This window comes from Micromonospora sp. NPDC048040 (genome assembly GCF_055587185.1).
This window is the reverse complement of record NZ_JBVJGT010000002.1, coordinates 1-19944: the sequence shown is the minus strand read 5'-3', so window position 1 is coordinate 19944 and position 19944 is coordinate 1. Positions and strand designations below refer to the sequence as shown.

The following is a 19944-nucleotide window of genomic DNA, read 5'->3' as shown; positions in this document are numbered from 1 at the left end:
GAGTCAGGACATCGCCGGCGCGGGCACCCCGGAGGCGGCGACCATGGCGGCGAACCGGCCACCGGCTGCGACGAGTTCCGCCGGGGGACCGCATTCCACCAGGCGGCCCCCGTCGAGCACGAGGACCAGATCCGCGTCGACGACCGTGGAGAGTCGGTGGGCGATGACCACGCGGGTCATCGGCAGGGACCGCAGGTTCCGCTCGACGGCCGCCTCGGTGACGACGTCGAGGGCGCTGGTGGCCTCGTCGAGGATCAGCACGGCCGGCTCGTCCAGCAGCGCCCTGGCCAGGGCGAGCCGCTGGCGCTGCCCACCGGAGAGGCCGGAGCCGCCGTCGCCGAGGTGGGTCTGGAGACCCATCGGCAGGGCGTACAGCTCGTCGCGGATGGCGGCTAGGGCGAGCGCGCGGTCGATCTGCACGGCGGTGGCGTCCGGGCGGGAGAGCAGGAGCGCCTCCGCGACGGTGCCCGCACCCACGTACGGGTCCTGGAGCACGACTCCCAGTTGGCGGCGCAACGACGACAGGTCGACCTCGGCCACGTCGTGCCCGTCGTAGCGCACCGTCCCCTCGGTGGCCGTGTGCAGGCCGGTCAACAGGGACACCACGGTGCTCTTGCCGCTGCCGGAGCCGCCGACCACCGCCACCTTCGTGCCCGCCTCGATGGTCACCGTGACGTCCCGCAGCGCGTACGGCGAGCGTCGGTCGTAGCGGAAGCCGACCCCCTCCAGGGTGATCCGGCCGGTCAGTCGTGGGGCCGGCGGCCGTGGTCGGGGCTGCTCCGCCGGGGCCTGGGCGATGTCGGCCAGCCGTTCGAGGGTGGGCGCGAGCACCGCGAACGCCGGCAGCCGCATGGCCAGCATGGCCGCCGGGGCGGTCGCGGCGCCGGCGAGCGCGGCCAGCCCGACGGCGGTGCCGGGTGAGGTGGTGGTGCGTGCGGCGACCAGCAGGATCAGGACCGGGCTGGCCACCTGCCAGGCGGAGAGCACCGCCGTCGACACGGCCTCCATCCGGCTCTTGCGGTGGTCGGCGGCAAGGCCCCGGTCGAATGCCTGCGACCAGCGGTGCAGGACGCGATTCTCCGCGCCGACCGCTCGGATGGTGGCGATCCCGCGTAGCGCGTCGCTGAGCTGACCGGCCTGCTCCCCGCTGGCGAGCAGCTCCTCCCGTTGCAGCGCGGCGATCCGGTGGGACAGCCACGCCGCGACCACGAGTTGCACGACCATGCTGACCGCTGTCATCGCGGCGACGGCCGGGGCGAGGACCGCCACGACGACCAGGTAGCCGGCCGCCAGCAGGGCGTCGATCCCGCTGGCGATGAACTGGGACGCCAGTAGGTGACGGATCCCGAGCGACGACTGGACCCGGTCCACGAGGTCGCCGGCGAAGCGCCGTCCCAGGAACCGGTAGCTGGCGCGGAACAGGTGCGCGACGGCGTCCCGGCCCAGCTGCGCGCCGATGCGCTGCTGGAGCAGGGCGACGCACAGGCCCCGGGCCAACGACAGCGAGCCCATGGCCAGCGCGAGGGCGGCGACGGCCGCGAACCAGACGGTGTGCGGGGCGTCCTGCCGGGTGAGGCTGTCGACGATCGTCTTGGTGGCCAGCGGCACGGCCAGGCCGAGGACGGCCATGAGCACCGAGGCGGCGGCGAGGAGGGCGAGCAGTCGCCACTGGCGGCGCAGCAGCGGCACGGCGAGCAGGCGGACGGCGCCGGCCGGCCGGGCCGACGACGCCGGCGCCGGGCCGTCCGGCGCGAACAGCAGGACGGCGCCGGTGACCCCGGCGGCGAACTCGTCGAGGGTGAGGCGCCGCCGGCCGACGCCCGGGTCGATCACGTCGACGTGGCCGCGCCGGGCCCCTGTCACGACGACGTAGTGGTCCCCGCGCCAGTGGGCGATCAGCGGCAGGGCGAGTTCGCGGACGCGTTCCGGTCGGGTGCGCAGGGCGGCCAGCGCGACGGCCCGGCAGCGCAGGCCGTGGTCGACGGCTGCCGCGCGCAGGTCGCGCATGCTGAGGCCGTCGCGGCCGACGTCGAGGTCGGCCCGCAGGTGCGCGACGGGTACCGGCCGCCGGTGCGCCGCCAGGATCATGGCGAGGGCCGCGACGCCGCAGTCGGAGTCCGCGGTCTGCAGGATCACCGGTACGCGGCGGCGCATCAGGCCCCTACCGCGGCCGTACGCTCGGCGTCGAGCCAGCACCATTCGATGTCGGCGCCGACGCGCGCGTCGGCGAGCCACTGGTCGAACACCGCCCGCTCGGCGTGCCGGCGGGCCGCGTCGTCCAGTTTGGCGGGCAGGCGGTCGAGGACGACGGCGTGGGCGGGCGTGCCGTGGATGCGCGTCGTGACGGGCTCGCCGACGGGGGCCGACCGCAGCTCCTTGGGGGCGTAGACGGCTGCCAGGCGCAGCAGGCCAGCGGATTCTCCGCGCTGGATCGCTTCCGTGACGGCGGCGAGCGCGGCGGCTCGGTCCGCCGGGACCGGCGCCGGTTCGCCCGTGCCCGTCGCGGCGATCCAGGCGACACTGAGGGTGGTCAGTTCCTCGCGGTGGTCGGCGAGCCACGACTCGATCCGGCCGGCGGTCACGCGTCGCCGCAGGGCGGCGGCCTGTGCCGTGTGCCTGACCAACTCGACGAAGCCGTCCTGGTCGAGCCCGACGGCGTCGAGCCACCGGCGGGTCCGCTCGGCGTCGAGCAGGCCCTTGGCCCGGCGGAACGCGTCGGCGGCGTGCTGGATCTGGGCGTCGTCGAGCGGGATCGGCGCACGCTCGAGTTCCGCCTTGATGATGCAGGTGTCGATCAGCCGGGCCAGCACCTTGGCCTCGCCCCAGAGGTAGTCCAGCGCGCCCAGGCCCTCGCCGACACCGAGGCGGGTGGTCCCGACCCGGAGCAGGGTGCCTTCCGTGTAGTGCATGGCGCCGCGCAGCGGCCAGGGCTGGGCGGGCGCGGGACTGAACGCGACGGAGACCGTGCCGGCGACGCCGCGGATGAGCAGGTCGTAGCTGACCGTGCCGTCCGCCGCACGGTCGTGGACCAGGTCGAGTCGGGCATCGGCCCACCGGGAACGCAACCCGGCCACAGCAGAGGCGGCCCGGTCGCCGCTGCCGTCGCCCGCGACCTCGGACAGCCGGATCATCGTCTCGACCGCGTCGGCGAGCATCGCCGGATCCGGCGCCGCCGTCTGCTCCGGTGCCGCCGTCTCCTCCGGCCGGGTAGTCGCGGCCATCACCTGCTGTGCGGGCGTCCGGTCGATGGTGCTGGTCACGAGTTTCCTCCGGTTGTCGCGGTGGCCGTCGCCGACATCAGCAGGTCGACGATCGCGGCCGTGATGGGCAGGCCGGTGGCGTCCTCGACCCACAGGTACTGGCCGCTGGGGTTGATCTCCAGGAACACGTACCGGTCGTCGGGGGTGAGCACGAGGTCGATGGCGCCGTAGCGCAGGCCCAGTCGTCGGGTCAGTTCGACGCACCGGGCGGCGACCTCCCCGGGCAGGTCCCAGGGGCGCATCCGGCTGTTCTTGTCGTCGTAGCGACGCCAGTCGTAGCGGGTGTGGTGGGCGTGCTGCGAGTCGATGGCCGCCGCGTAGACCCGCTCACCGACCACCGTGACGCGCAGCTCCAGCCGTTTGGGCACGTACGACTGGACGATGACCGGGCACTGCCGGATGCCCTCGACGTGCACCAGGTCCCGGTGGCGTACCGGCTCGGTGTAGCGCACCAGGCCGCCGCCCAGCCTGTTCAGCCCGACCTGTTTGCTGATGAGGTGCCCGCCGTGGGCGTTGAACAGGTCGAGGACCGCGTCGGGGTGGTTGCCCGCGACGGTCTCCGGCAACTCGAAACCGAGCTCAGCGGCGAGCTGCAGCTGACGAAGCTTGTACTGGGCACGTTGGACCACCGGGCGTGGCGCCGGCACGGCCAGCACGTCGAGGGTCTCCCACGCGTCGCCCACGAAGGTGGCGCTCTCGCCGGCGACGAAGTCGGCCAGGTACCCGGTCAGGTGCGCGGGCGGCACCGGACGGCCGGGCCGACGGAACCACACGGCGCTGACCTCGTCGAGGTCCACCTGCCCGCCTTCGTGGTGCAACGTCCGCCGTACGCGCCCGTCGGCGAAGTGGACGGCGATGCTCGCCCTGGTGGGCACCTGCGCGGGGTCGAACCGCAGCCACCGGGCGTCACGGCGGCCCAGTTCCGCCTCGGCCGCGTCGGCGTGCACGTCGTCGGCCTGGGTCAGGATCAGAATCATCGGTTGGTTTCTCCTGCCGGCGGCGCGGGACGGGTCCCCTTGCGGGCCGCCCTACCCGGGCGTCGTGGACGGAAACTGCCGGTGGCCGGTGTCGAGCGGCCAGCCGGCCGGCACTCGCTGCTCAGCTGCGGGCACCGGCCGGCTGGACCCGACCCGGTGACGAGATCAGAAGTCCTCGTCGGTGTCGGTGTAGCCGGGGTCGATGTTGATGGTCTTCGACGACCGGTGCCACGACGGCGGGAGACCGCCGATCAGGTTGGCCAGCTCGTCCTCGGTGAGCTCGACCCCGTCGGCCGGGATGTCGTCGATACGCACGGACTTGCCCATTCCGTTTCCTCCATGGTTGTTCGGGGCGGTCGTCGCCGCCCTCGACTGCCGGCTGAGCCAGCCCAGCCGGTGGACGTTGCCGGCGGGCATCGCCCCCCATCCCGCCGGCGCAATCGAGTCTCTGCATCCCGATATCCCAAGGCCAATGGGCTGTCGTCCCGGGAAAATCGGGACTCCGTCCCGGATCAGCCAGGAACCGTCCCCGACACCTGGCGGGTGCGGGTCGCAGTCACGGAGTTCTCGAGTCGCGGGGCGTCGACGACAGAGACGCTAGGGGGCGCGGTACGCCGTGGTCTTCGGTCCGCAGGCTGATCGGCGGGTGGAGATCAGCTTCAGCCGATCAGCCCGCGGGTGGAGGGCACAATCAGGCGTTCCACCCGTGGGTGGAGCGGGCTTGGGGCCGCCCTCGGTGCTCCGTGCCGCTCGCCTAGTCGGTACGGCGTGCCGGGCAAACCCGGTCGCTGCGGCCGGTTGTCCGGCGGTAGCGTGCCGGCGTGTCCCGCACTGTGACCCTCGTCCTGGTCGATGCCGCCGGAGCGCTGCTGGGCGCCCTGCCGCCGCTCGGAGTGCCGTCGCCCTGGTGGCAGGACGTCGGCCCGGTCGTCGACGAGGCCCGCGAGCGGTACGGGGTCGAGGTCGCCGTGCTCCGCCTGCTCAGCGGGGACGACACCCGCACCGTCGGCGGCGCGGTGACGTACCTCGGACAGGTCAGCGACCCGCCCGCCACGCCGCTCGTCCCGGCGCAGGTGGACCTGTCGGCGGACCCGCTGCGCGCCCCCTACGCCGAGCCAGGCGGCCCGGCCCGCAGCCTCGCCTGGGCGACGGCCGAGCTGGAGCGGCTCGGCCGGCCGGCGGAGACGGCCGCCCAGCAGCGCACCTGGAACCTGTCGGCGATCTGGCGGCTCGACGGGCCGGGCGGGACGGCGTGGCTGAAGCAGGTGCCCGTGTTCTTCCGGCACGAGGCCGCCGTGCTGCGCTGGCTCAGGGGCGCGGTGCCGGGGAGGACGTCGACGCTGCTCGCCGCCGCCGGCGACGGCCGGATGCTGCTCGACCACGTGCCGGGCGAGGACCGCTACGGAGCGCCGGTCGAGGAACGGCTGGCAATGGCCGCCGACTTCCACCCGGTGCAGGTGCGGTCCGTCCCGGACGTGGCGGAACTGGTGGCGGCGGGCGTGCCGGACCTGCGTGCCCCGCAGCTCGCTGGCTGGATCCGTGACCGGCTCTCCGGGCACGACACCTCGTCGGTGGAGCCCCTGCTGACCGGGCTGGAGGCGCGGCTGGACGAGGTGGCCCGGTGCGGGCTGCCGGAGACGCTGGTGCACGGGGACCTGCACCCCGGCAACGTCCGGGCTTGTGCGGGGCGGCATGTCGTCATCGACTGGGGCGACGCGTTCGTGGGACATCCCGCGTTCGACGTGCTGCGGCTGGCCGAGGGGCTCGACGCAGCCGCCGCCCGCTCGGTCTTCGAGGAGTGGTGCGCGCGGTGGCGGGCCGACGTGCCGGGGTGCGAGCCGGAGCGGGCCGTCGAGCTGCTGCGGCCGGTCGCGGCGCTGCGGATGGCCGCCGTGTACGCGATGTTCCTCGACGGGATCGAGGCAAGCGAGCGGGTCTACCACGCGACGGACGTCGACGCCTGCCTGAAGCAGGCGCTCGGGGCCGTGGCCGCGCCGGCGTGACACGCACGTCCGGCCGGACCCGCCGAACGCGATCCACTCACTCGGGCTCGGCGCCCTCGTCACCCCAACGCGCCAGCGTGGCGGAAAGCTCCTCCAGCAGCGCGTCGACCTGTGCGCAGTTGTATCCGCGCGTGGCGACAGGCAGGGCGATGCGCGCCTTGTCGAGCTCGGCCTTGGCCGCGTAGCGCTGCGACGTCTGGCCCGAGATCAGCGCGTCCTGACCCCGCCGGATCAGCTCGTCCACCCGCGCCGGGTCGTAGCCACGCAGCCCGATGGTGAAGTCGGGCGAGTCGAACCGCTCCCGGCGTAGTTGCCGGACGTCCGTGAAACGACTCCCTCCGAAGCGGGTCAGGGCGGCTGCCACCTCGTCTGCCGACTGCCGGACGTCATCGAGGTCGAGGAGGACCAGGGCAGGCCGGCAATCGAGCGGGCTCCGGCCGGTATGCGGGCGATCGATGGTCGATCCGGCGGCCGGCACCAGCAACAGCGACGGAGACGTCGGCTTCCTGCCACCGGGCGTCGGTACCGGCTCGTCGAGGATGACGGAGTCGATCTCCGCCCACGGCACGAGCCGGTCGAGCCGGGCCAGCCGCAGGGTCAGCCCGTCGGCCCCGATGTGGAACCTGAACGGCTTGAGCTCGCTGACGGCGAACGCGCCGCCCATCAGCGCCACGATCCCACCGAAGAGCCACGCGCCGACGGAAGGGGAAGAACTGCCCGCTGCGCACAGCAGCACGAGTACGCCGAACGCCAGGAACACAATGCCCGCCACCAGCAGGCGCCGGCTCTTGCGCAGCTCCATGCCCATACCTCGATCTCGTCAGGCCGCCGTGGAGAGCATCGCAGGGCGACTCAAGCGACCGGCTGGCAGATTTTGCGCCCCGAGGCGGGATGCTGGGGTCAGTCCCGGTAGTAGTCGGCGTACATGGCTGACCGCCCGGTGACCGAGAACCCTTCGAAGTCGCCAGTCTCCTCACAGCCCAGCAGCCACTCCAGCGCGTCGGCCGCCTCCGGCGACGGATGCGCCGCGAGGTAGGCCTTCGTCTCGGCCAGGCCGGCGCCGCAGAGCAACTGCACGTCGATCGAGCAATGCGCGTCGAAGCTCGACTCCTTCGCGTCCCAGATGCGCAACACGTCGTCGAGGTGCCCGGCGTTGAAGAGCTGGATGCAGCACAGCCGCATCAGGAGCGTGTCGGCTTCCCAATCCTGCTCGCTCAGCTCGGCCAGCAACTCGCGTACCGGGCCGAGGTCGGCGGGGTGCAGGCCGTGGCGGCGGAACCACTCGTTCTCATCCACAGCCCGCACGCTACGGAAGGGTCGGGCATCCCGAAGACCGCGCACGCCTCGTTACGGCTGTACCAGGCATGCGTGCCCCGCGGCGGCATCGCCGCCGACAGTGGCTCCGGGTGATGCGGCGTATTCGGTGCGCTTGTGCCGGCCGGCATGTCGTCATCGACTGGGCGATGCCTTCGTCGGGCATCCGGCGTTCGACGTGCTGTGGCTGGCCGAGGGCTCGACGCGGCTGCTGGCAGGTCCGTTACGAGGAGTGGTGCGCGGTGGCGGGCTGCCGTGCCAAGGTGCGATCCCGAGCGGGTTGGCTCTGCACCGGCGCTCTCCGGTGATCGCGGCTCGCGGCGCCCGCCAAGGTGCCTGATCCGTGCGCTGTCGCATCCCCGACAGTGGTGCTCCATAGGCGTGCGTGGCACGTCCTCGAGGTGGAAGCTGCGGAGGGCGATGCCCGGAACCGCTGTTCCTGGGCATGGAGGTGTGGATCGCTGTCGAGTAGTTGCTCTGAGGAAATTTATCCTCGAAGGCAATTGACGGCGGGAAGAGGCCGGTCGAGGCCGGCCGATCGGCGGAACACGAGGGGTCCCGCAGGCAGGAGGTCTGCGGGTAGGGTCCGGGGACCGCCAGTGGGGAGGTGGGAGCTGTGCGCCTGTGCGGAGGTGCTGTCAGCTGGTGCGACCGGCGGGCTGGCCGTGGCGTCACGGGGCCGCGTCCCCGCCACAGGCTCCTGTCGGGCGTCCGTCTCTCCATGCCCGATCCGCGCCCTCCGGGCGGCGCTCACCGATCGGGCAGGGTCGGCCAGTTCTCCTGACGACAGGTTGAGCCGACCTCGCCGTGGCAGGTCCATCCACCCAGAACCAAAGGTGCCGCATGCTCTCCCGCTCCACGTCCTCGACGGAATCGCCCGCCCTGATCCTGGACCGGGCCACCTCCCTGGTCGAGTACCTGATGGCCGTGCGGGCCCAGATGGAGAAGCCGGCCCGTACGGTGCCCACGGCCGACGCCTTCTGGCAGCACGACTTCCCGATGCACACCGCCTGCGAGGTCGGGGTCTCCACCGACGGCGCCAGCTGGCTACGGGTCGGCCTGCCCGCCCCCGCCAAGCCGATCAGGACGCCGAGCGAGTTCGCCCCGTACCTGGCCGGCACACCGTCGTACGCGACCGAACCCCGGCTCGTCGCCGACGAGGCGACGATCGAGCGGCTCCAGGAACGGTTCGCGCAGTGGCGGGAGCGGGAATGGCGCCCGTGGGCCGACCAGGCCCGGCGTACGGAGGCGGCACGGCAGCTGCACCGGAGCCTGTTCGACCTGAAGCACCGCGTCGACATGAACGCCGCCACCCACGAGCTGGTGTGGGGCCACGGCATCATCCGCACCGACGTCGCCGGGCACCGGGTGCAGTACCCGCTGGTCGTGACACCGGTCGCCATCGAGTTCGACGCCGACCGGTCCATCGTCACGGTGGTGCCGCAGGGCGCCGCCCGGTTGCAGACCGACCCGCTGACCGGCCTCGACGAGCGTTACCTCAGCCAACTGCTCGCGCTGGCCGGCTCCGGCGGTCAGCTCGACCTCGACGTGTGGCAGGACCTCGACCGGGTCGAGTTCTTCGAGCGGGCGCTGCGCCGGCTGGGCCACGACCCCGTCGTCCGGGACAGCGGCGCGGCGGCGCCCGCCGGCCCGCACGTCCACGACACGGGTGTGCTCTTCCTCCGCCCCCGCCAGCGGATGCTGCGCCGCTTCCTGGAGGAGCTGCGCGCCCGACTGCTCGCCGGCGACACCGCGACCATCGGCTCGCTGGCCGCCATCCTGGCGCACGAGCCGAGCCGGCTGGAGATGCCACAGGACCAGCCGGCGCGGTGGGCGCCGCTGGGTGAGCGGCTGCTCATGCCGCTGCCGACCAACGAAGCCCAGGAGTCCATTGCCCGCCGGCTCGCGCAGCACCGCAACGTCGCCGTGCAGGGGCCGCCCGGCACCGGCAAGACCCACACCATCCGCAACCTCATCTGCCATCTGATGGCCCACGGCAAGCGGGTGCTCGTGGTGGCGCAGAAGGAGGACCCGCTGCGCGTCCTGCGCGACGGCCTGCCGCAGGAGATCCAGTCGCTGTGCCTGGCGGTGCTGGGCCGCTCCACCGACCAGCTCGTGCAGCTCCAACTCGCCGCCCGCGAACTCTCCGACCGCGGGGCGACCCTCGACAAGAGGGCCGAACAGCAGCGGGTCGACCGGCTGCGGCGGCAACTGGAGGAAGCCGAGCGGGACCTCGGCCAGGCGCTCGGCGGCTTGCGGACGATGGCCGAGAACGAGTCCGCGCACTACGAGATCGACGGCATCCGGCTGTCTCCGAGCGACGTCGGGAACTGGCTGCGGGAACGCGCCGACCGCTACGGCGACATCCCCGACGCCGTACCGCCGGACATGGACGCCCCGCTGAGCGTCGAGGAGTTCACCGAGCTGCTCGACATCGCCCGCCGTACGGTCGCGCAGGACCGCGCGCAGGCGCTGCGGCACCTGCCGACGGCGGCCGAGCTGCCCACCGAAGCGGCCGTCCTCGCCGGGCGGCGCGCACTCGCCGCCGCCCGCGAGGAACTCGACCGGCTCGGCGCCGCCGGAGTGGTGTTGCCGGAGGTACGGGCGATCGGCCGGCAGGCGCTCGACGACCTCGTCGGCGAGCTGCGTCAGGCGCTGACCCTGCTCACCGGGCGGGAGGGGGCGTGGACCGACCGGCTGGCCACCCTGCTGCAGGCCGACCCGAACTGGCAGACCATGTGGCAGGACCACGTGGCGGCCTGCCAGCGGGCGCTGGCGGACCTCACCGCCGCGGCCCGGATTCTCGCCGGTCACCAGGTCACCGTCCCCGAGGCGCAGCTCGCCGAGCCGCGCCGCCTCCTCGCCCAGCTCGGCGAGCTGCGGCAGCGGTTCGCGACCGGCAAGGGCGTCAACCGGCTCTTCAAGGGGACCCTCGCCCGGCTCGCCGCCGACTGCCGCATCGACGGCGAGGCCCTGCGCACCACCGACGACGTCGACATCGTCGTCGCGTACGTCACCCGGCGGCGGCTGCGGCAGGAGCTGAACACCCGCTGGACCGACTGGCGGCAACTGCTCGACCTGCCCACCGATCTCGGCGACCAGCCCGACCTGTGGGTGGGGCGGCTGCTCACCGACGCGGCGACCGCGCTCGACTGGGACCGACGCCGCTGGCCCACCCTGCACGCCGCCGTCCGCAGGCTGGTCCCCCGGGCCGAACAGGCGGTCGACGTACGACGGCTCACCGCCCTCACCGACCTGGTCGCCCGGTGCGCAACGGTGTTCGACTACGACCGGCTGGTCGCCGACGAGCGGACCCTCGGCGCGACCCTTCAGGAGGGCATGTCGGGCACCGACGCTAGCGAGCTGTGGCGGCTGCTCGACCAGACCCGCCAGCGGGCCGACCTCGCCGGCTGGGACGGCATCCTCGCCGAGGTCCGCCGACTCGCCGCGCTGCGCCCCGACGCGCAACGCTTCACCCAGCTCGCGGAGCGGCTGCGGTCGACCGCGCCCGGCTGGACCGCCCAGATCGAGGACGGCACCGCCACCGCGCTCGGCGGCACCGGGGCCGACTGCCCACACCGCTGGCAGTGGCGCCGGGCGCAGACCTGGTTCGACGCCGTCGTCGGCAGCGTCGACCCCGTCGCCCTCGGGCGCCGGATCGAACAGACGCGGGAGCGCATCCGCCGGCTGACCCAGGAGCTCGTCGTCGCCTCCTCCTGGCTGGAGGTCTCCAAGGCCCTCGACGACCGACGTCGCGCCGCGCTCGCCGACTGGACCAGCGCCCTGCGCAAGATCGGCAAGGGTACGGGCAAGAACGCCGCCCAGTGGCAGGCCCACGCCCAGCGGGCGATGAACGCCGCCGTCGACGCCGTGCCCGTGTGGGTCATGTCCGTCGACCGCGCCATCGAGCAGTTCGCCGGCGGCGCCCACTTCGACGTCGTGATCGTCGACGAGGCGTCCCAGGCCGACATGTTCTCCCTGCCGATCCTCAGCCTCGCCGAACGGGCCGTCGTCGTCGGCGACGACCAGCAGATCGGCCCCCAGCTGTCGTTCGTCGGCACGGTCACCGGCCTGATCAACTCCCACCTGGTCGACGTGCCCTCCGCCGAGCACTTCGACCCCGAGAGCAGCCTCTACGACCACGCCGTACGCCGCTCGCCCGAGCGCATCCTGCTCACCGAGCACTTCCGGTCCGTACCGGCGATCATTGGCTTCTCTAGCCAGACCTACTACGGCGGTGAGATCGAGCCCCTGCGCACCGACCGGCCCGCCGGCATCGGCGAGCCCGTCATCGCCGTGCACGTCCCCGAGGGCATCCGCCAGGACCTCACCATGTACGGCAACGTCAACGTCGCCGAGGCCGAGGCGCTCGTCGAGCGGGTCGCCGCGATCGTCGCCAACCCCGCGTACGCCGGGCGCACCATCGGCGTGGTGAGCCTGCTCAGCACCAGCGGTCAGGCCATCTACCTGCTCACCCGCCTGCGCGAGGTGGTGGGCGAGGAGGAGATGGAACGGCGCCGGCTGCGCGTCGGCGACTCGTACACCTTCCAGGGCGACGAGCGCGACATCGTCCTCGTGTCGATGGTCGTCTCACCCCACAACGGCGTCGTCTCCGCCTTCACCAAGCGCGACCACCACCGGCGGGTCAACGTCGCCGCCTCCCGGGCCCGCGACCAGCTCTGGGTCTTCCACTCCGTGCAGCCGGCGGACCTGCGCGAGGACGACGCCCGAGGGCTGCTGCTCACCTACTGCCAGAACGTCACCGCCGCCGACGAGGCGTACGACGACCTGGAGAAGCGCTGCGACAGCGACTTCGAACGCGCAGTGCTGCGGCGCATCCTGCGCCGGGGCTACCGGCCGCTGCCGCAGTTCCGCATCGGCGGGTACCGCATCGACTTCGTCCTGCCCGCGCCGGAGGGGCGGCGGCTCGCCATCGAGTGCGACGGCGACGCCTACCACGGGCCGGACCAGTGGGAGAGCGACATGCGCCGGCAGGCGGTGCTGGAGCGGGTCGGCAACTGCGTCTTCGTCCGGATCCGGGGAAGTGTGTTCAGTCGCGATCCCGAGGCGGCGCTTGAGCCGCTGTGGCAGCGCATCGAGGAACTGGGCATCGGGGTTGCGTCCCCGACGGCCGCGCCGGTCATCGACGTGGAGGTCGTCAAGGCGGCGCCGGCATCTGAACGGCGGTCTTCCTCTCTCGTCGCAGCGGTTCCGCTGCGCGATGCCGCTCCGCCGGAGGTCGAGCCGGACGTCCCTGTGAGGCCGGATTGCGTCGAACCGCCGGCGCCGGTGGCCGCGCCCCTACCGGACGTTCCTCCCGCCGCCTCCTCTGATGATGACGTGACGCCAAGCTGGGAGCCGGCCGCGCCGAGCATCCCGGCGCCCGCCGCTGTCGAGCCTGTCCGGTCGCCATCGCCCCCCAATCCTGTGTCGCAGGGCAGCGTTGCGGAGCAGCCACGTCCGGTGATCGTGCCGTCTAGGGTCATTCCGGCGGAGGCCATGCCCGCCGTGCTCACGGCGGCACGCGCGGCCGACGAGCCGGACGCCGGCGCGGGATGGGGTGAGGACGAGCCGCCAGGCCGACCGGCCGAGCACAGCGCTGAGGTCCCGCCCGTCACGCCCGCGAACGACGCGCTCGGAAAGGCGGAAGCGCCCGCCGTACCGCCGAACGCCTCGACGCCCGCCCCGGTCAGGCCTGTTCGGCCTGCGCCGACCGCCAGCCCGGTGCCGGTTGCCAGCGGCGACGACCAGGCACCTGCGGTGGTTGTGCCGTCGAAGGCCATCGCGGCGGCCCTGCCTGCGGTGGTCACGGCGGCGCAAGCGGCCAACGAGGCGACACAGGCGACGGACGACGGGATGGTGCCGGTGCCTGCGGGCTACCGGAACGTGGCCTGGCTGCGGCCCTACGAGGCGGTGGCCGCGCTGGACAGCTACCAGCACTGCCGCGACGTGCCGGTGCGGCACGACGGCAAGGTGCTGGGGTGGGCCCGCTACTACGACAGTGCCTCCGCCGAGGCGCGCAAGTACCGGGCGAACGTCCGCGTCGAGCGGGCACACCCGAACGGTGCGCGGCTCGTCTGCTGGGTGCGCCCGCACGAGGCAAAGGCGGTGGTTGCCGCGGCGTCGATGAAGCGCGACATGCCGGTCGAGGACAGCCGTGGTCGGCACGTGGGCCTGGTCCAACACTTTCCGGCGACCAGCCCCGCCGCCGTACGCTTCCGCAGCGTCACCCGGCTCCTGCGGCTGTCGGGCGGCGAGAGCCGCGACGTTCGCCCGGCCGCGCCGGGCCAGTCCACCCCGCAGCAGCGTGGCGCGGCCGAGTGGCGCCCCGCACCAGCGGGGGAGGGGACGTCTGCGCGGCGGGAGTTGGAGGAGACGCTGCACCGGGCGATGGTGCGGGCGTACGACCGGAAGGCCGAGCCGGCGGTCGATCCGGTCGAGGTCTCGGCCGACCGCCGGGCGCTCGAAGCCGCGTTCCACGAGGCGATGGTGCGCACGTATGAGCGGGCACGGGACGAGGCGAACTACCACGCCAGCCTGCTGCTGCGGATGGTGATCGAGAAGGGTGGGCTCGCCACCGCCCGGCAGCTCCTGCACAACCCGGTGGTCTCCGACGGGTTCACCGCGCTGTGGGAGCGGGGGCGCGTGGACCTGACCGCCGAAGCGGTGGTGATCCGGCCACGGTTCCGGCGGCTGTTCACCGACGAGGAACTCGCCATCGCCAGCAACCGGGTGGTGGACGCCTCCGCGCACACGTTCTGACCTCAGGGCGACCGCAGGTCATACCTCGGCACCCGCATGTCGATCACCATGTTTCTATGTTGACCTAGGTGAGAGAGCGGGACTGCTCTATGGCAAGCTGCGGGAAATGCTCTACCTGGAGCGCGATGCAGTCCGGGTGACGTATTGGATGGGCTCAATAGCACTCGGCAGGATCGATGGCAAGACTCGGTGATCGATCCGTTGCGAATCGGAGGTTGACTCCATCCGATTTCCGGGGCGTAATGGAGACGCGTTCCCGCAGCGCCAACTGGCGCGGTCGGCCATCCATGCAGCGGGCAGGCACTCCCCAGTTGGGGTGCCTGCTGTCGTTCGCGCCGACGATGCGGGCGTGAAGAGATGGGAGGACCCGCATGAAGGATCGTTCGTCGGCGAGTTGAGCCGCCGCACCACCCTTGGCGCTTGTGCAGCGCGGCCGGTGGTGTGAGTTCTGATCTCTTGTGGCTCGGCTTGGCCGTCTGCCCGGTGTCCGCGTGTTGACCGCAGCCTGCTGTGCGGGTTGTGGCGACGCCTGCTGCCCTGATGCCTGCCCTGCGTGGGGCTGGCGTGTTCGTTGACTCGACCTCAGTGACGTTTCCTTCCCCTGCACACACCAGCGGTCCGCCCGGCCGGGTGTCACCCGGCAGGGTCGCGCCTGCCCGGGAACTGACCGGAGCCGGGCAGGCGCGACCTGGGACGGAACCCTAACCACCTGAAGCCGAACTTTTTCACCAACCACTTGGAGCAGAACATGACCTCACACAACAACCACACCGAACCGGCGGCTGCCGTCGCGGCCCGCCTCCACACGACAACGCCGAACGCGGCCGTGCACGCGCCGCCTCACCACAGGTGGTGGGCCGTTGGCGACACCTGACCATAGTGACCCCGGCTCGCCCGAGTTGGGCACAAGGCGGGAGCGGTGGGAGAACCGGGCCCAGGTGGCGATCATGCTGTTGATCGGCGGTGCGGCCGGCGCGGCCTCCTTCACACACGTGCATGACGTCGCCGCCGGGCACGGCCAGCCAGGCTGGCTGGCCTGGGCCGACGCCGTCGTCCTCGAGTTGACGTCGATCGCCGCCGGTTTGGAGTTGCGCCGTAACCGGCGTCTGAGTAAGAGCGTCGCCTTTCCCGCCGCGGTGCTGGTCGTGGCGGTGTTGCTGTCGCTGGCCGCGCAGGTGGTGGAGGCGGAGGCGTCAGTGATCGGCTGGATCGCCGCCGCCCTGCCGGCCCTGGGCTTTCTAGCGATGGTGAAGATCGCCCTCGGCCGCGCCGACCCCGCCCCACCCCACTCGACCGTCCGGCCCGTCCGGGCCGAGCCCGGACCGCCACTGACCGTCGACGCGTCGATCCCGGACACCGGCCCGCCGGTCCCCGTGGCCGCTGCTGCGGTCCAGGACCGCGCGACTGCGGTCCCGGACCGTACGACTGCGGTCCCGGACCGTACGACTGTGGTCCCGGACCGCGCGACTGTGGTCCCGGACCGCGCGACTGCGGTCCCCGCCGTCGCGGACCAGTCTCCGGCGGTCCCGGACCGCCGGACCAACGAGGCGTCGCCCGACGATGGCGGTCCGGAGGTCACCGCGCTGGTCCCGGCCGCCCGGACCGCCGCCCGCACCCTCGCCGCCGAGGGGACGCCGCTGGCCCGCAAGGCCCTCGCCCGGCAGCTTCGCGCTGACGGGCATCAGTTGTCCAACGCCACCGCCTCGGCGCTCGTGCGCGTCCTACGCACCGAGACCATCCCGCCGGCACCGCACCTGTCACCGCGGGAGGCCGCGTGACAGAACCCGATTCTGCGGCTTCGGTCAGACCGAGTCGCCGCTGTCAGACCAGCGTGCGCGTCTGTCAGGAGGCTCGCGAGCTGACAGAGCCTGACCAGACCTGTCAATGCGCTCCCGCCCGCCGCCACGGCTGGTGCGCGCACCGCACGTCCACCCGTACCTCTGACCTTGGAGCAAAACGATGATGACCCCGCACAGCGATCCTCACCTGCGTCACCGGCTCGGCTCACGCACGCTCTCACGGCACCGTCACTACGGACCCGGTGTGGCCCGCCGTGCCGGTGTCAGCGCCAGTCTCCGTTCTACCGTCCGTCTTGATCCTGACCCCCAAAACGACCCCCCATACCCGCTCACAGCCCAGGTCAACCCCGCTCTCAGCGGTTCGATGCCGCTCCAGACAGACCCTCCAGTCTGGGGTCTCCCCCCAGGGGCTGCCCATGCGTAAACCAATACAGACGTCGGATCCGCTGCTGCGGCTGCAGGCCAGCATTACCGCCCGCGACGACCGCCTCCTCGGTTGGCTCTACGACCACGGAGTCCTCACCACCGACCAGATCGCCACCGCCCTGTTCCCATCCCTGGACTTCGCCCAACGCCGTCTACGCCGCCTGACCACCTTGCGAGCCACAGACCGGTTCCGGCCCAACCGTGCCTACGGCGGCTCGTACCCGTACCACTACGTCCTCGATCAGCTCGGCTACGACCACGTCCACGCCCAACGCGGACTCGGACGACCACGCCGGGACCAGGCCCGCCGCCGCAAACAAGCCCTCACGTCGCGCCGGGACCTGCCGCACCTGCTCGGCGGCAACCAGGTCTTCGTCGACCTCGCCGCCCACTCCCGCACCCACCCCGACACCGGCCTGGACCGCTGGCAGCCCGCGTCCGCCTTCCACGAACCAGGAGCGCTCTACCGTGAAGGCGGCAACCCCGGGATGATGGTCCACGGACCGACAGGACTGCCCCGACCCGACGGCGCTGGGGTGTGGACCGAGCAGGACCGCTCGGTGCCGTTCTTCCTCGAGTACGACACCGGCAGCGAACGCCTCGACATCCTCACCGAGAAAATCGCCAAATACGAACGGCTGTACGCCATGAGCACCTGGGCATGGCCGGTCCTGTTCCATCTACCGTCGGCCCGCCGCGAGACGAACCTGCACCACCGCCTCGCCGACATCGGCCTGACAGCGACCATCGCCACCACCACCGCCGAACTCCGCACCGCCACCCGCACCAGCCCCGCCGAGCAGGTCTGGCAACTGGCCGGCCGCAGCAACGGCCGCCACCGCCTCGTCGACCTGCCCTACACCGACACCCACCACGACCAAGAATTCCCCACACCCACCGCGTCCCGCCCGAATGAGCGGGTGGCCTGATGGCCCAGCCAGGCAGACGACATCGGACGGCCTGGATGTACTGCCCGGGAACGTCGGTCGAGGTCGTGTGACCGGCGTGCCGTTGACGTGCCGTGTGGCGAGGACAGCAGGGGCCAGGGTAGGGCCACGACAGGTGGCTTGCCGGCGGTGCGGAGTCGAGGTAGCTGGTTAGGCTCGGACCATGCCCCTTACCGCGGACGACGTCGACCGGTTCGTGGCTTTCAGGCCGCGCCTGGAGGCCATCGCCTACCGCCTCCTCGGATCTGCGGGGGAAGCCGAGGACGCCGTGCAGGAGGCATTCCTGCGCTGGCAGGCCGCCGACGTCGACCGCATCGAGGTGCCCGAGGCGTGGCTGACGAAGGTCCTCACCAACCTGTGCCTCAACCAGCTCACCTCCGCACGGGCGCGCCGCGAAACCTACGTGGGTCAATGGCTTCCCGAGCCGCTGCTCGCCGGGGATCCGATGCTCGGCCCGGCCGACACCGCCGAGCAGCGCGAATCGGTCTCGTACGCGGTCCTCACCCTTCTGGAGCGCCTGTCCCCGAACGAGCGGGCGGTGTACGTGCTGCGGGAGGCCTTCGACTACCGCACCGAGAGATCGCGGAGATCCTCGACATCACCGAGGCCGCCAGCCAGCAGATCTTCCACCGCGCCAAGAAGCACGTTGCGGACGGCAAGGCGCGCACCGAGATCGGCGAGGCCGCTGCCCGGCGGATCGTCGAGGAGTTCCTGGCGGCCGCCACCAGCGGCCAGACCGAGCCGCTCGTGCGCCTGCTCACCGCGGACGCCATCGCGATCGGCGACGGCGGCGGGAAGGTCCCGGCCCGCGCCAAGGCGTTCGAGGGCGCCGTCGCGGTCGCGAAGTTCCTGCGGGGCCTGTTCAAACCCGGCGAGGTCAAGCGTGCCCTGGTCGGCGGTGCGCCCGAGGTCTACGCCTGGACCGCCAACGGTGACCCCGCCGTCGTGGGCGGCCGGGCTATCGGCGTCATTTGCCTGGAGTTCACCGCCGAGGCATCGCCGCCTTCCGCAGCCAGGTCAACCCCGACAAGCTCGAACGCGCGACCGCGCGCTGGGCGGCCGCCAGCCATGGGGAGCCCCTGTTCAACGCGTTCTGACCGTCGTGTGAGGCGCTTCACATCCTGTTCCTGTCAGGAGGCGGCGGGCCGTCCGGTTCAACGTGGCCTAGCGAGGAATCCCGGTCGCTTCAGGGCCGGGAGGAGTCGCGTCACGCGCCTGGACGTTTCTGGTTTTCGATGTACTCGCGGATGGCGGATAGGGGTGCTCCACCGCATGATCCGGCGTAGTACGACGGCGACCACAGGTGGCCGTGCGTGATGTGCTGGTTGATCCGGTCGGTGAACTCCTGCCGAAGGTAGTGCGCGGAGACGCCTTTGAGCCGGTTGACCAGGGTCGATATCGGTAGCTTCGGTGGGTAGTGGACGAGGAGGTGGACGTGGTCGTCTTCGCCGTTGAACTCCCGCAGTTCCGCACCGAGCTTGGCGCACACGCCGGCCATGATCTGCCCGCACCGGGTGAGCATGGCGTCATCGAGCACGTCCCGCCGATACTTGGTGACGAAGACAAGATGCACGTGCAGGTTGTGCACGACGCTCCGGCCACGGCGAACATCGGGGTCTGGGGCCCATCGGGGTGACATAGACAAGAATGATAGACTGTGGACGTGAAACTGGTCGTGCAGGTGCGCCTGTTCCCCAACGCTGGCCAGGAGGCGGCGTTACGGAACACGCTCGGCCTGTGCAACGAGGCCGCGAACCTGGTTTCCGGCGAGGCGTACCGGGGGCGGGTGTTCGGCAAGCAGGGGTTGCAGCGGCTCACGTACGGGCGGTTGAAGGCGATGGGGTTGTCGGCTCAGCCGGCGATCCACGTCGCCCGCAAGGTCGCCGGCGCGTACGCCACCCTGAACGCCAACATCCGCGCCGGGAACCTCGGCAACCGGGGTCGAAACGTCGCCGCAACGCTGAGGGAAAGCCGATCAGGTTCCGTCGGGACGCCTCCCAGCCGTTCGACGACCGCTGCCTGTCCTGGCAGATCCGGTCCCGCACGGTCTCCATCTGGACGACGGCGGGGCGGCAGGCCGGCATCCGATTCGGCTGCTCCGCGCAGCAGTACGCGGTGCTGTCCGCCCACCGCAAGGGCGAATCCGACCTGGTGCACCGTGACGGCAAGTGGTACCTGTACGCCACCTGCGACATCCCTGATGTTGAGGTGAAGGAGCCTGACGGGTTCCTCGGCGTCGACCTGGGCATCGCGAACATCGCCACCACCAACGACGGCACCCGGCACTGCGGCAAGGGTTTGAACCGGGTGCGTCACCGTAACCAGCGGCTACGGGCCAAGCTCCAGCGGATCGGCACCAAATCGGCCAAGCGGCTGTTGAAGGCCCGCCGCCGTAAGGAAGCCCGGTTCGCGGCCGACACCAACCATCGCATCGCCAAGCAGATCGTGACCGAGGC

12 protein-coding genes and 1 pseudogene are annotated in these 19944 nt (G+C 72.0%); 6 read left to right on the top strand and 7 right to left on the bottom strand.

Annotated features, from left to right (window positions below; all coding sequences use genetic code 11):
* Positions 1-3 precede the first annotated feature (3 nt).
* The 4 genes from ACZ6O2_RS02295 to ACZ6O2_RS02280 all read right to left on the bottom strand — a co-directional run bounded on the left by ACZ6O2_RS02295 (position 4) and on the right by ACZ6O2_RS02280 (position 4654).
* Positions 4-2154, bottom strand: a complete 2151-nt coding sequence (locus tag ACZ6O2_RS02295) for a peptidase domain-containing ABC transporter (protein ID WP_466021724.1) — start codon at positions 2152-2154, stop codon at positions 4-6.
* Positions 2154-3260 carry a TIGR04500 family putative peptide maturation system protein gene (locus ACZ6O2_RS02290; protein ID WP_466021723.1) on the bottom strand — a complete coding sequence of 369 codons (1107 nt, stop codon included), beginning with the start codon at positions 3258-3260 and terminating at the stop codon, positions 2154-2156. The genes ACZ6O2_RS02295 and ACZ6O2_RS02290 overlap by 1 nt, the downstream gene beginning before the upstream one ends.
* The gene (locus ACZ6O2_RS02285) at positions 3257-4237 is read right to left on the bottom strand and encodes an MvdC/MvdD family ATP grasp protein (RefSeq protein ID WP_466021722.1); all 981 of its coding nucleotides are present in this window, start codon (positions 4235-4237) and stop codon (positions 3257-3259) included. Before ACZ6O2_RS02285 ends, ACZ6O2_RS02290 begins: the two co-directional genes overlap by 4 nt.
* 165 nt (positions 4238-4402) lie before the next feature.
* Positions 4403-4654, bottom strand: a complete 252-nt coding sequence (locus tag ACZ6O2_RS02280) for a putative ATP-grasp target RiPP (RefSeq protein WP_466021721.1) — start codon at positions 4652-4654, stop codon at positions 4403-4405.
* A 404-nt stretch (positions 4655-5058) separates the two neighbouring features.
* On the opposite strand from ACZ6O2_RS02280, the gene ACZ6O2_RS02275 reads away from it, so the two are divergent.
* On the top strand, positions 5059-6240 hold the full coding sequence (locus ACZ6O2_RS02275; protein WP_466021720.1) for an aminoglycoside phosphotransferase family protein: 1182 nt from the start codon (positions 5059-5061) through the stop codon (positions 6238-6240).
* A gap of 37 nt (positions 6241-6277) precedes the next feature.
* Here ACZ6O2_RS02275 and ACZ6O2_RS02270 read toward each other — a convergent pair whose 3' ends face one another.
* Together ACZ6O2_RS02270 and ACZ6O2_RS02265 are read right to left on the bottom strand one after the other, a co-directional pair.
* Complete coding sequence (locus ACZ6O2_RS02270) at positions 6278-7042, bottom strand: hypothetical protein (protein ID WP_466021719.1); 765 nt, start codon at positions 7040-7042, stop codon at positions 6278-6280.
* 98 nt (positions 7043-7140) lie between these two features.
* Positions 7141-7536 carry a hypothetical protein gene (locus ACZ6O2_RS02265; RefSeq protein ID WP_466021718.1) on the bottom strand — a complete coding sequence of 132 codons (396 nt, stop codon included), beginning with the start codon at positions 7534-7536 and terminating at the stop codon, positions 7141-7143.
* An 861-nt stretch (positions 7537-8397) separates the two neighbouring features.
* Between ACZ6O2_RS02265 and ACZ6O2_RS02260 the strand changes: the two genes are divergently transcribed.
* From ACZ6O2_RS02260 to sigJ, 4 genes and pseudogenes are all read left to right on the top strand, one after another.
* Positions 8398-14316, top strand: a complete 5919-nt coding sequence (locus tag ACZ6O2_RS02260) for an AAA domain-containing protein (RefSeq protein ID WP_466021717.1) — start codon at positions 8398-8400, stop codon at positions 14314-14316.
* A gap of 947 nt (positions 14317-15263) precedes the next feature.
* The gene (locus ACZ6O2_RS02255; RefSeq protein WP_466021978.1) at positions 15264-16094 is read left to right on the top strand and encodes a DUF2637 domain-containing protein; all 831 of its coding nucleotides are present in this window, start codon (positions 15264-15266) and stop codon (positions 16092-16094) included.
* 437 nt (positions 16095-16531) lie between these two features.
* Positions 16532-17470: a replication-relaxation family protein gene (locus tag ACZ6O2_RS02250; protein ID WP_466021716.1), complete on the top strand. Its 939-nt coding sequence runs from the start codon at positions 16532-16534 to the stop codon at positions 17468-17470.
* A 181-nt stretch (positions 17471-17651) separates the two neighbouring features.
* Positions 17652-18585, top strand: a pseudogene (gene sigJ, locus ACZ6O2_RS02245) (RNA polymerase sigma factor SigJ).
* A gap of 110 nt (positions 18586-18695) precedes the next feature.
* Here sigJ and tnpA read toward each other — a convergent pair.
* A complete protein-coding gene (gene tnpA / locus ACZ6O2_RS02240) occupies positions 18696-19127 on the bottom strand; it encodes an IS200/IS605 family transposase (protein WP_466021715.1) in 432 nt (143 codons plus the stop codon).
* A 476-nt stretch (positions 19128-19603) separates the two neighbouring features.
* Here tnpA and ACZ6O2_RS02235 point away from each other — a divergent pair.
* Positions 19604-19944: hypothetical protein (locus tag ACZ6O2_RS02235; RefSeq protein ID WP_466021714.1), on the top strand; the 341-nt coding region annotated here is incomplete at its 3' end.

Bases quoted from the DNA above. Each gene is read 5' to 3' on its own strand.
- ACZ6O2_RS02295 (WP_466021724.1), bottom strand. From the start codon at position 2,154: ATGCGCCGCCGCGTACCGGTGATCCTGCAGACCGCGGACTCCGACTGC.
- ACZ6O2_RS02285 (WP_466021722.1), bottom strand. From the start codon at position 4,237: ATGATTCTGATCCTGACCCAGGCCGACGACGTGCACGCCGACGCGGCC.
- ACZ6O2_RS02280 (WP_466021721.1), bottom strand. From the start codon at position 4,654: ATGCCCGCCGGCAACGTCCACCGGCTGGGCTGGCTCAGCCGGCAGTCG.
- ACZ6O2_RS02270 (WP_466021719.1), bottom strand. From the start codon at position 7,042: ATGGAGCTGCGCAAGAGCCGGCGCCTGCTGGTGGCGGGCATTGTGTTC.
- ACZ6O2_RS02260 (WP_466021717.1), top strand. From the start codon at position 8,398: ATGCTCTCCCGCTCCACGTCCTCGACGGAATCGCCCGCCCTGATCCTG.
- ACZ6O2_RS02255 (WP_466021978.1), top strand. From the start codon at position 15,264: ATGCTGTTGATCGGCGGTGCGGCCGGCGCGGCCTCCTTCACACACGTG.
- ACZ6O2_RS02250 (WP_466021716.1), top strand. From the start codon at position 16,532: ATGCGTAAACCAATACAGACGTCGGATCCGCTGCTGCGGCTGCAGGCC.
- tnpA (WP_466021715.1), bottom strand. From the start codon at position 19,127: ATGTCACCCCGATGGGCCCCAGACCCCGATGTTCGCCGTGGCCGGAGC.